The 11,468-nt window shown below is 43.0% G+C and carries 14 protein-coding genes and 1 pseudogene; 6 read left to right on the top strand and 9 right to left on the bottom strand.

Annotated elements, in window-relative coordinates:
• A pseudogene (locus HCR01_RS35640) lies at nucleotides 1-1,354 on the bottom strand (hypothetical protein); the annotation flags it as partial.
• Nucleotides 1,355-1,584: 230 nt separating this feature from the next.
• On the opposite strand from HCR01_RS35640, the gene HCR01_RS35635 reads away from it, so the two are divergent.
• Both HCR01_RS35635 and HCR01_RS35630 read left to right on the top strand, forming a co-directional pair.
• Nucleotides 1,585-1,830, top strand: a complete 246-nt coding sequence (locus HCR01_RS35635) for a helix-turn-helix domain-containing protein (protein ID WP_191761275.1) — start codon at nucleotides 1,585-1,587, stop codon at nucleotides 1,828-1,830.
• Between the two features lie 63 nt (nucleotides 1,831-1,893).
• Nucleotides 1,894-2,850, top strand: coding sequence for a cytosolic protein (locus HCR01_RS35630; protein ID WP_193200627.1), 957 nt, complete (start codon nucleotides 1,894-1,896; stop codon nucleotides 2,848-2,850).
• A gap of 48 nt (nucleotides 2,851-2,898) precedes the next feature.
• Here HCR01_RS35630 and HCR01_RS35625 read toward each other — a convergent pair whose 3' ends face one another.
• The 8 genes from HCR01_RS35625 to HCR01_RS35590 form a co-directional block, all read right to left on the bottom strand.
• Nucleotides 2,899-3,834 (bottom strand): DUF5131 family protein, encoded by a 936-nt coding sequence (locus HCR01_RS35625; protein ID WP_193200626.1) that lies wholly within the window; start codon nucleotides 3,832-3,834, stop codon nucleotides 2,899-2,901.
• Nucleotides 3,835-3,836: 2 nt separating this feature from the next.
• A complete protein-coding gene (locus HCR01_RS35620; RefSeq protein ID WP_193200625.1) occupies nucleotides 3,837-4,556 on the bottom strand; it encodes a hypothetical protein in 720 nt (239 codons plus the stop codon).
• Entirely contained in the window at nucleotides 4,553-4,774 is a 222-nt protein-coding gene (locus tag HCR01_RS35615; protein WP_193200624.1) for a hypothetical protein, read from the bottom strand. The genes HCR01_RS35620 and HCR01_RS35615 overlap by 4 nt, the downstream gene beginning before the upstream one ends.
• A gap of 136 nt (nucleotides 4,775-4,910) precedes the next feature.
• Complete coding sequence (locus HCR01_RS35610) at nucleotides 4,911-5,573, bottom strand: hypothetical protein (RefSeq protein WP_193200623.1); 663 nt, start codon at nucleotides 5,571-5,573, stop codon at nucleotides 4,911-4,913.
• Between the two features lie 236 nt (nucleotides 5,574-5,809).
• The gene (locus HCR01_RS35605; protein WP_193200622.1) at nucleotides 5,810-6,712 is read right to left on the bottom strand and encodes a hypothetical protein; all 903 of its coding nucleotides are present in this window, start codon (nucleotides 6,710-6,712) and stop codon (nucleotides 5,810-5,812) included.
• A 48-nt stretch (nucleotides 6,713-6,760) separates the two neighbouring features.
• On the bottom strand, nucleotides 6,761-7,207 hold the full coding sequence (locus HCR01_RS35600; protein WP_193200621.1) for a hypothetical protein: 447 nt from the start codon (nucleotides 7,205-7,207) through the stop codon (nucleotides 6,761-6,763).
• Nucleotides 7,204-7,596 carry a hypothetical protein gene (locus HCR01_RS35595; RefSeq protein WP_193200620.1) on the bottom strand — a complete coding sequence of 131 codons (393 nt, stop codon included), beginning with the start codon at nucleotides 7,594-7,596 and terminating at the stop codon, nucleotides 7,204-7,206. The genes HCR01_RS35600 and HCR01_RS35595 overlap by 4 nt, the downstream gene beginning before the upstream one ends.
• 125 nt (nucleotides 7,597-7,721) lie before the next feature.
• Nucleotides 7,722-8,033, bottom strand: coding sequence for a hypothetical protein (locus HCR01_RS35590; protein ID WP_226890009.1), 312 nt, complete (start codon nucleotides 8,031-8,033; stop codon nucleotides 7,722-7,724).
• Between the two features lie 506 nt (nucleotides 8,034-8,539).
• On the opposite strand from HCR01_RS35590, the gene HCR01_RS35585 reads away from it, so the two are divergent.
• The 4 genes from HCR01_RS35585 (at nucleotide 8,540) to HCR01_RS35570 (ending at nucleotide 10,980) form a co-directional block, all read left to right on the top strand.
• Nucleotides 8,540-9,283, top strand: coding sequence for a hypothetical protein (locus HCR01_RS35585; RefSeq protein ID WP_193200619.1), 744 nt, complete (start codon nucleotides 8,540-8,542; stop codon nucleotides 9,281-9,283).
• A 236-nt stretch (nucleotides 9,284-9,519) separates the two neighbouring features.
• On the top strand, nucleotides 9,520-9,705 hold the full coding sequence (locus HCR01_RS35580) for a hypothetical protein (RefSeq protein ID WP_193200411.1): 186 nt from the start codon (nucleotides 9,520-9,522) through the stop codon (nucleotides 9,703-9,705).
• A gap of 67 nt (nucleotides 9,706-9,772) precedes the next feature.
• The gene (locus tag HCR01_RS35575) at nucleotides 9,773-10,150 is read left to right on the top strand and encodes a DUF6876 family protein (RefSeq protein WP_193200618.1); all 378 of its coding nucleotides are present in this window, start codon (nucleotides 9,773-9,775) and stop codon (nucleotides 10,148-10,150) included.
• 683 nt (nucleotides 10,151-10,833) lie between these two features.
• Complete coding sequence (locus HCR01_RS35570) at nucleotides 10,834-10,980, top strand: hypothetical protein (RefSeq protein ID WP_193200617.1); 147 nt, start codon at nucleotides 10,834-10,836, stop codon at nucleotides 10,978-10,980.
• Nucleotides 10,981-11,468 lie beyond the last annotated feature (488 nt).

Below are 11,468 nucleotides of genomic sequence, written 5' to 3'. Positions count from 1 at the left end.
GAGCTAGTTTCAATTGGGATTCAACTTCTCGCAAGTCAGCAGAAGAAAATCTGGGATTGGGGCGAACTTTTTGAGCATCGACTGCGGCTTGAAGTTTCGCTTTGAGGTCAAAAGCAAGAGGTTGAGGGATTGGGACTGACGAGCGTCGTTGTTGTTCCAAGCGGCGGCGTTGTTCATCAGCGGCTATGGCTGTGGCTAGATCATCATTGCTGTTATGACGCGGTTGGTTTAGAAGGGTAAGCTGCTCACGTTCTTTCAACTCGTTGAAACTATCCCAGTGGTTCTGAATTTCTGCTATGCCGGAGTCAGTTTTTGACAGTCGAGTCAGGGCATTTTTAGCCTCGCCTGTTGTTGCCTGACGAACTAACTCTTTGGCATACCTGGGGGTACTGTTCAAGTAAAGCCTGTAGGACTCCACGAATTCCGCCTTCCACCCGTTAGGGCCAGACTTAATCATCCAAGGGGGCAATCCAGACTTTCGCAGGGCTTGCTCGGTCTTCTGGGTGGAGTGGAGTGTGTAACAAGTCGAATGGAGCAGCGAGGATTGATTAACACTTTCTGAACTTGGTGCTACTGGCTGATTATTCGCTTGTTCGATAACATCGAACGACACCACCGCAATAGAAGGTCTGCATGAGAGGTTATCGGTTTGTTGCGAAGACTCGGATTTTTTTAACAACGAAGAAGAAGATTTGAGGGTTAATTCTTCAAGGTACGCAATTTCTACACTCGCGGCTTGTTGTGCAGCAATATCCCAGATTGATTCATCTTCACACGCACATTCTTGGGTAGGGGGTGCGCCGGGAGGTGGGGGCGCTTCTTGTGTTTGTTCTTCTTCTTTTTGGTTTTCTTTATATTGTTCTTCTTTTATATATGTACCCCCTGATCCACCAGTTACCGGATCAACCATCTGCCGGTTCAACCATCTACCGGATGAACCATGCGACGGATTATCAGGGCATGGTGTTGATACATTCTTTTTCTCCGTATTGTCTTGGTTAAGTGAATTAGACTTTTCGTTTTCTGGTAAGCTTTCTTTGAATGCAATCGCGTCTACGGTGTCTTTAAAAATGTGATATTCCCAATCAAAACAGCCACTTTCGTCATGAACTCTGCGCCGAACTAAATAATTATGAACTTCGGCAGTTTTCAGAATCTTTCTGAGTTTGTCTCTGCCGTAGCCAAGTGCTTGCTGAATGCTGCTAAAATTCATCTCAAAGCCTTCATCGTGTGAAGTCATCCAACAAATCAACCGAAAAGTTCCGTCATCGATACTGCTTGTGTCTCGGATTAGCGAGTTTGATATTTGAGTGTAGTGATTTCTGGGTGATTTGCCTGCTATAATTTTGCCCATTATTCACTCCTTCAAAGCATTCGATTTTAGTGGTATTAATAACTTTGTAAAGTCCATATTTTTCTTCATAGTTTGTGACAAGTTGAAGACTGATTGATTGCCAATGGCGCTCTTTGTATTTCTAAGGTACACTACTAGTTTACAGTGTGTTAACTAGTAGTTTGTAGTTTATAGTAAAACTAATAGTTAACGCTTTACTCTAAGGAGGAGGTAGTGTGGTTAGTGCAGGAATGCGGATAAGACAAGTCAAAGAAGTTGAAATTGAGGGATTAGGGGAGCGTATCAAGCAAGCTCGACTAAACTCCACCAAATCTCTAGAGCAAATATGTGAGGAGGTGGAGGTATCGCGGACTTACTGGTATGACATAGAAAAGGAAACTCTTAAAGGAGCGCTGTCAGTTGAAAATCTTCGCAAAATCGAAGAAGTTTTGGGCGTTGATTTTGGTGTAAGCCTGAAGGGAGATAGCAATGATTAATCCTGTCAATATCAATCATTTTGTTCTATCCTCAGCCTTTCTAAACGAGCGATCGCGTTCAGCATGACCACTAACAATCCCCAAACAGAATTTGATTCGCCGTGGAAGCAGATACTAGAACTGTATTTTGCAGATTTTATGCATTTCTTTTTTCCGCAGGCGCACGGAGAAATTGACTGGAGCCGGGGCTTTGAATTTTTAGATAAAGAGTTGCAGCAGGTAGTCCGAGATGCTGAACTGGGGCAGCGATTCGCCGATAAATTGGTAAAAGTCTACCGCGCTGGAGGCGAAGAATCCTGGATACTGGCACACATAGAAGTGCAAAGTCAGGAGGAAACCGATTTCGCCAGGCGCATGTTTGTCTACAATTACAGGATTTTCGACCGTTACAACCGCTCTGTTGCGTCCCTGGCTGTGTTGGGAGATGAAAATACAAGCTGGCGACCATCACAGTTTGGGTACGAGTTGTTTGGTTGTAAAGTTGATTTCCAGTTTCCTGTGATCAAGCTGTTAGACTACCAGCAAAGGCAGTCTGAGTTAGAAGCCAGTCGTAACCCTTTCGCTACGGTGGTCATGGCTCACCTAGCAGCAGTGCGAACCCGTAGCGACAGGGCGCAACGTAAGCAGCAAAAACTGGCTTTGGTGCGCCGATTGTACGAGCAGGGTTTAGATCGGGAGGCTGTTCTAAACTTGTTGTCCTTTATAGACTGGATGCTGACGCTACCATTGGATTTAGAGCAAGAGTTTCAGCGGGAAGTAGAACAATTAGAGGAAGAACAGCGTATGCGGTACGTCACGAGCTTTGAACGCAGCGGTATCCAGAAGGGATTGTTAAAAGGTATAGCTTTGGGATTAAAGCTCAAATTTGGCTCCCTTGGCCAAAACCTATTGCAAGAAATCGAGCAAATTGAGGATGTCAGTTTACTCGAATCAATCTTAGAAGCAATAGATACAGCTAATACTGTTGATGAATTGCGCTTTTTTTATCAATCAGCAATTGACACCCAGCCAGAAAATTAGCGTTTTTTAATATGCAATTTTCAAGGTTCAGTTTGGTTAGTTTCAGTTTTAATCGTTTACTAGCACAGGAAATTCTCTAACCCGCAGTTGTTCAGGAAACTCTTCAATATCCCCGCCCTTGCGATGGCGGGTTTTAAATTGTTGATTCTGTGCTAAAGCACCACTTCCTAACTGTTTGACGAAAACTGGAACATCAGCTGCTTGACAGTGGTTAACAATTGTCTGAATCCACTCAATTTCGCAGGAACGAGCGCCAGTACCAGACTCACCCCCAATGATCACCCAATCTGGTGACTTTTCCCACCTTGATCCTACTTTGAGAGCAAATTTATCTTCACTAAATTGATATAGTCCAAAAAGTGAAGATAAATCAATTTCATCGAGCAGTGGCTCACAAGATAAAAACCGAATTGCTGCTGGAATTTGCAACAGTACAGGTATGCGTTTATCTGCCATCGCTTGATTCTCAGTTGATGTTCCTAACCACAAATTAGGTAGCGGGAAAGGTTGGTCAACAAAATATTGTTGGAGATTAATTAAACCTCCGAAGTTTTCCCCAATAGCACCCCATAGATGTTCTTTGGCAGCTTCATACCATTTAACCCATAGTTTGGGTTGGCTAAAATACTCTAATGCCCTCTCTGGTCGCTTGGTAAGAACTTGAAAAGTATGCCCAGGACATAAGGCTATAGCAGCCATTACTTGGTCGATCCACTCATTTGGAACATTCGTATGAAACAAATCAGCCATGCTACAAACGAATATCTTTTTGGGTTTTCTCCAGTGCAGTGGTTTAATAAGTTGAGATTCCACAAATTGGACTGTTCCATCCCATTCACTGACAGCTTGGTACTGAGAGAATTGTTGAAGTCTTGGAGATTTGGCTGCGGTAGCTGCATAACATCGCGCACACCCAGGCGAGACGCGAGAACAGCCCACAATTGGATTTATAGTCTCATCCGTCCAAGAAATATTTGTTGACATAATTATTTTTTTCCTAAATAGTTAGTGCTAATCTCACCCGATGCAATTCCTTTGACAATACTTAAAACTGAATCTTGGCTAATCACTTTATCTGGATTCTTATAAAAGCCAGCAATTCTATTAGCCGAACGTATAATAATGTGTTGGTTTGTGGTTCGCTTATCCCAAACAAAACATGAAATGGTGATATTATCTGTTGCCCAGCGCTTGCCTTTCTTATCCTTGCGAAAGCAATAACGTGGCATGATTAGGACGAGTGACGGCGGGTGTTCTTGTAGAAAATCAGCACGATCATCACAGGGTTCTAAAAAGCTGGTTAGTAAAAAAGCTGCGACACCCACACGGGCTTTAAAGAGTGCATTTTTGATAATTGGTGCGGCTTGATCGGCATACGGAGGATTAGTACATATCCAATCGCATTCTGGCAACTTCTCCCATGACTCTTTTTGCGTTGCGTCGTAGTAATAATCTGCTGTCTTGTTGGGGTCAATATCGTTAGTCCAGACACGCGTGGTATATGGCCAAGCTTGAAGTAAAGAAGCGATTGCACCATGTCCAACACACGGCTCACCAATCACACCGGATAATTTGACATGACGAAGTAATTCAGTGGTGAACCAAGATGGCGATTCATAAAAGTTGAGAGGATGTCTCCCAACAGTTTCGTATGGAGATACAGCAATACTGTTTTGTTCTAGTGTCAACAGTTGTGTAATAGTCATACTGTCTCCTGACTAAATTCAACGTGGCTCTGACTGTTAACAATCTTGACGCTAATAGATTCAAAATCTACTTGGTAAATATTCATGTCAAACTGCATTTCACCACTGTTGTAAAGGTCAACAATGTGCTGCCTGATTTCTGACTCTGATAACCCATCAGGGATATCGATGTGAGCTTCAGATGTGAGCTTTTCAACTACTGTAATGATAGTTTTCATGATTGTTATCGTGTGAGAAAGGTTAAGTTAAAAAATGCTTATTTGCTTGACTCTGTGGGGAAAGTCTTCTAGTCTTTTGCTTATCATGCGACATCTCTAAACTTAGCGATCGCTATCGAGACAGTAGTGATCGCTTTTACTTCCAAGGTGTAAAATTATTCCATTGAAACCAGACCGAGCCAGATTGAGGGTATGCATCTGTGCGATGAACATCCATTGGATTCCCCCAGTAGCAGCAAGCGTTAATTGCAAAAACGGGTTCTTCTCGGCAAGTGCCATCCTGTAAAAGAACGGTGGAGATATAATCTTCAACCCATATTTCAATCCATTCTCGCCGCAAATATTCGGTGTCAAACTGACTCCATCTGCTCCGGTTCCAGCGCTCGTCACTCTTGCGGTCGTAACGCCACAGCTTGAAAACTTGATTCCAGTGCGCGAGGAAGTCGAGGGCCACTGGTTTAGACTGTACTAGAATCTCTTTATCTCCAGATACAAACTTCAAATCCTCGTGTATCCGGGGAAGCACAGATGTGATTCCCCCATATTCGACCGTGTACCATTCGATGCCGCTGATTTTCTGCTCTACCTGAGATGCCCAGACACTCTCTCGTTCTCTAGTGGCTTGCTGTACTTTTCCCATGAACATATCGAAACGCAGCATACCTTCAACTAGGGAGAGGCCACCGTGAACTACGTGATTTTGAAGAACTGGGTCGTAAGCTGACTCGTACCCGGCAGTGTTGATAGAGTCGATTTGTTGGGCAATCGCTCTTGCTCTTGGATCTTGAAATTTAGTCATTGTCAATTCCTTTGGTAACTCCGGCTTGTTTATCCCACATAGATCCGATTTCAGCCTTGTTAGATAATTGCTCAAAGTGGAAATCGTTTTGTAACAAATGGTGTCGCTAACTTTATACTTGCTTGACTCAACTGAGAAAAATCTTCTAATGTTAGGACTAACAAGTCACCAGCAAAACTTGTGAATTTCCATTGAGCGATCGCCTCTACATCCACAGATGCGGTCGCTTTTATGTTTTAGATTGATACCCGTTCCTTCTTACTAGCGAAAGCCCCCGCCTTCGAGAGCGCTGCACCAGGGCTTGGATGTGCAAAGAACTCTTCTACAGCTTTGGTCAATCCTGCGGCGACAACCGGATCATGGCAAGCGTAGACGTAAACTGACTGTTGAACGCCGTTAACCAGTCGCGTCTCTTGGCGATCGCCCAACTGAGGGTAGAATGTTCTCACCCACGTTCCTAGGTGTCCGCGATAGTGAGTGCCTTTGATAGGAACTTTCTTCCCCAGTTCGCTTTCTGAAAAGTTGACCACGCCGAGCCAGTTTTCTTTAGAGCCAGTTAGAGCTTGTCTGTTATATTCAGCCAGGAGATTACCCGCGAAGTCTTTGCAATGCTGCTCGATGTAGGGGTTAAGTTTTTGCCCTGTGATCTCGGTTAAAGTCTTCATGGCCTCAACCAGTGTTTTTAATCGCTGTTCGACTGGGGGAAGGGCAGGTGTGGGAGGTTGTTCTGGTTGTTGGGTTTGGTTCTGTTGTGTTGGCTTTGTCCAGCCTAAAGCATCTTGCATCCACGCCCGAACACCAATAGTCCCAAATGCCTGACAGACTAACTTAGCTTGTTGGGTGCAGTACCGACCAGCTTCGTAGCCATAGTAATGAAGGATGATGCCAATTGCAATGTCTGGAATACCATCGGAGCGCCATTGATTTAGGTTCGCGGCATCAAAGCCTCGCTGCATAAGTATTTGAGCTAGCTTGGATGGCTCCAGGTTCGCGCTTTCTAATGCTTTGCCAATAGCTTTATCGCTGACTCCATCTAGTCTGGCTGTGGCTTTCATGCTGGCTTTGCCTTTACCTGAAGCGTCTACCTCGATTTCTTCTTTAATCTGTTCAATCACCTGTGCGATCTCAATCTGTGACATATCTGCTGCTCCAAGTTCTTTAAATACGGTTTCAATCAGCAGTCTCGACTAACCAAGGAAATCTACTCTTGTCAGAGTGAACAGCTTCAAAACAGATAAATTCTTGGTCATATGATCTAAATGAAGGAATAGGCGAATTTTGTCAGGGTCTTTCCTAAAAGTGCTTTTCCCTTGCCAACAGTTATCTGAAGATTTCTCCCAATTACAAGATTCTGCATAAATGTCTGCACTGAATGTCACTGGCGCATAACCTTCAACTGTGGCGACTGAATTGGGGATCTTCTGCTCGTCCTTGCTCACCAAGAAAAGTTCGTATGCAGGTGGTGTTTGAACAAGGCTGACAAAATACTTAATGATTTCTGGGACTGCTTGCTTAAGGATAATGCGATCGCTCTCCAAGTTGATCAGCTGATCATCTACCGTTGGGTATGAGAACAAGCGATGCCTTCGGCAACGCCAAGGGCGAACGCGTACCGAGATATTTCTCGTCCTCACCCCAGAAATGCCCAGGCGTTGCTGAAGCTCTTGAATGTTGTCTCTGATAGTGCGGTAAAGAAAAAGGTCAGTACTAAAGTTAGAACCAAACATCTTGCCCATGCTATCGTAAAATTTTGCCCCTCGTGTACTTCGTCTGGGGCATCTAGACACCAGCCCTTGGGGTCTGTCATGATGCGGTGAATGATTTCTTCGTCTTCAGTATCACCGCTTCCAAGTCCAGCAAGTGCTAAGTAAACCTGTCTGTTTTGCAGTGAAGGGTAAATAAAGTTGTAGCGTTCAGGGTATCTTAGGCGAACGCAGTCCATCAACAGTGAGGATAAGCCTTCTGTAGTGAACAGGTTTGGATTGTCTTGGAGAAGTAATTGAAAAACTGGTAGGGTAGACATGGCTAGTCCTATGATCTGGGATTAGTTGAGGTGATCGCGTTGCTTGGAGGCGGGCGGTCACTTCTCATTGATTTTATGCCTAATGGTTAAGCTAAAAGTTGAAAATCAATAGCTTTAGGATGAAGCTAAGATCCTTCAGAGCGAACCATTTCTTCTAATGAAACTTTCCTTCCAGCAAGCTCAGAAGCAAAGGCTTGGAGTTTTAACAAAGTTTCAATTTGGCATCGATCCAAAAATCCTCGTTTGGCAACTGACAGCGTGCGCTTGTCAATTCCAGTCATTTCATGAGCTTTTTGAATAGTCAGATTTTTATCATCAGTCCAAATCTTTGAAAGATCAACGTAACTAGCCATTTTTTGGATCAGAATATGCTCGAACATATTAAGCATATTCTGATTAACGTGCTGGTGTATCAGCATATCAATGTGTTGTGCCATATCTGGATTATATATTTCATAGTTTGATACGTCAACAACTTAAAGCTTTAAATATTCAAAGCTTGACACGTTAAAGCTTTAGAGATACATTTAATAACAAGGGAGGAAACAAGCGCCAGCCTCTCAGCTAAATAAAGCGGCGCTTCAGTAATCTGAACCTTGAAAAAAGTGAACAGAAGCAAAACCCCCCAGGTAACAGAAGCAGTAGATAGTCAAAGCTGCTAACGCGAGGTAAGGGGTGGAGTGGTTCCAAATAAAAAGTTCCCACAGCGGTACGACAGTTGCTTTCAACGCCAGTCAGCGCTAACTGTCGCCTGATTCTAAGATATGCTGCTGCGGGAAGCTCCGGCCACTGGCATAGGAGCATTAAATATGAGGCTTCGCCAATTCTAGATTGAGAATGTTGTGCTGAAAGCACAATGAACTGACCAATAAAAACAGAGACGATCGCCTGCATGGAAAACTTGCGATCGCCTCTAATTCACATTCAAAACCCACATAGGTTTATGAACAAAACAACTATAGCATTAGCAGAACTCGAAACAGTAGAAATTAGCTTCTACGATCAAGAAGTTTACGCCGCTGGAAAGCTGATTGCAAGCATTGGTCATGATGACGACTTAACCCAGCCCTGGCTAGTAATGATTAACGGTGTAAAAGTATTCCGAGACAATACTCAAAAGAGATGCCACAGCTACATCGTATGGCATTACAAAGAAAACACGCTACCAGAACCCGAAAAGCCTGTAGTTGTAAAAGAAGTAAAGGCTTATGTGCCGGAACCACAAGAAACAGAGTTAGAGGTTCAAACCCAAGAAGTCACAGCAATAGAGCCACGCCACACTGTACAGCTACCTGGTGATTGGGACTTTACCCTGCCCAAGTTCGATTCTACCCCTGTTGCCATTTGCCCAGACTGTGGGGGTCATGGGTGCGGCAATTGCGCTTACCGTGGGACTTGTTGTGAGGACTTGTGCACGCCAGTGGACGACTACCGATTGACTTATGTGGGGCGTGCTAATATTCAAACTGCTTACAACGTATGTATTGATGGGGAGTTCTTGGGCATACTCTTCAAGGTCAGGAATTCAGAATGCCAGTGGAGCAACGACCCCAAGACTTACTACTGGCGGTGTGGTGATGGCATCCAGTACTGGAGCGTGAAGGAGGCGATTGAGGCATTATCCAGGGTGACGGCTCCGGTGAAGAGTGAAGTGCCAACAGTTTATCGAGAGTTGGTAGCGGCGTAGTTCTGATAAAGAAGGCGATTGTTAACAGGAGCAACCAATCGCCTTTAAGCTAAATCGTGGACAACCAAATATGACACAAGCTACAACAATTACAACTGTTCAAGAAACGGGGTTTGAAAAATTAAAAGACAAAATTCTCTTGCTGCAAACGACTCCAATGCAGAGGTCATAGAACTGAGTGGTTACAAACTGATGTACTGCAGCGGAGCTTTTTATTCAACCAAACAAGTGAAATTATGAAACTTAGCTACGACCAAGGAACAAGAAAATTTATTGTCTCTGAACTGGGACGCATTCTTGACTCGGATATTGATTTAGAGTTTCTAGCTACGAGGTATGGATTTGTCACTGCCTCGACAAATGAAGAAATGACAGACGAATCAGCGCAAGAGATGGTCGATGATTTCTTGAAGTGCGAGTAGTTAGCTACAGTAGCTATCTAATGCTACGCCAATGTGACAGTGAAAGTTACAAAGAGAAATTCCAACGATGACAAATACTACTGCAAAAACCGCTGAGGAATTGATTGCAGACTTAGAGCAATTCACAGGCTCGGAAATCGTTTACAGACACTCGCTAGGTATGCTCCGCTACACAGAGGGAGTGAAATATTTAGCCCAAGCAACCCAATGTTATTGGCTGCTGGATGCGATTGGCTCCTATCAGCATCGGCTTGGGTCTAATCCTCGACTGCGAGAATTTCAGGCGTGGCGGTTGGTAGTGGAGAACAAGTCAGGTACTCTGATATGTGAAGAAGACACAGATATTGAGGTACTACGCCAGTCAATCCCATACACTGACTTTCCACTGCCGGAAATCACGCTGTATTTAGCACAGAAGGTGTTGATGCTGCCCTTTGAGTATTGAGAATGTAGTGAAAACAAAGGTGATTGCATAGATTAAAATCTAATTACAATCACCGAATGCTCAAATTCCTAAGTATCGTGACTACTTAAGTTCTTGAAGAATATCAAATGAGCATCTCAAATAATATTGATATACATCAGGTATGCAACGGCATTTCACGCATTCAATTATTTACCCGAAATCAAATGAGATGATTTACAAAGCGGTTTATTCTGTTTCAAAAATGAAAACCTCGTCATCAAGATGAGACGAGGCTAATAAGTTAAACGTCTACCATCAAGTTACTATATGCTATATAGAAGGTTATTTGATGCTTATTTAGGTAGGAAAAATGGCAGTCTAACCTGTTGCAACGTTGCAAGTTATACTTCTAACGCGAAAGAAACAAATTGAATAACTGTTCAAATATTTGTTGAAACAAAAGTAGTTAACTCTTAGAGCAGTTTGCTCTATATAGAAGTAAAAGCCTCATCTCCAAAGCGGGATGAGGCCTGGTGCAAATCCTAAGTTATAGAGCAAGTATAAAGCAACTAACAGTTTAATAAATGTGCCTTTAGATATAAGTAACAGTAGTATATATTTTGACAATTTAGTAATTAATACGTAATATTGGCTATATCTAAAAACAATAACTCTAATGAGGCTGCGCCTTGGTTGATGAAAATGCTTTAGGTATCAAACAAATGACCCCTAAACAAACATCAGAATTACTTGCTTCGGTAATACACCAGCTAGAACTAGTTCTTGAGATAGTCGTTGATTTGGAAGACAAAAACCTCGTCATCAAAGTGAGACGAGGTAAAGCAATTATAAGCGTACAGTTAATATAAATCATGTAGGCAGTTTTTAGCTACTTACTTTAGCAGAGAAAGTGATAGTTTAACCTGTCGCAAAGATACAATTGATACTCCAAACTGCTTAACGAACAATTTGAGCACTTACTCAAATATTTCTTCAAGCAAAAGTGGTTAATTTTTGAAGCAGTTTATTCTAGATAGCAGTAAAAACCTCATCTCCAAAGGGGGATGAGGCGTGGTGAAAATTCGACTTTGTACTGCAATTGTAAAGCAACTAGTATGTTAATAAATGCTCCTTTGGATAGTAGAGCCAATAGTGCAAGCTCCAAAGATGTAATAAACAATACGCATGGTTGGCCACATCTAAAAACAATAACTCTAATAAGGCTGCGCCAAGCGTTAGTGAAATACATTGGTATCAAACAAATGAACCCTCAAGAAACATCAGAATTACTTGCTGCTTTAATGCGCCAAGAAGAATTGCTCAAGCAGTTAGTCGCTTCAATCAATAAGCCGAAACT

The sequence above is a fragment of the Nostoc sp. MG11 genome (assembly GCF_014904695.1).
In the GTDB taxonomy this organism is placed as follows: Bacteria; Cyanobacteriota; Cyanobacteriia; order Cyanobacteriales; family Nostocaceae; genus Komarekiella.
The sequence above is the reverse complement of the archived record's forward strand: the minus strand, read 5'-3'. Positions and strand labels throughout refer to the sequence as shown.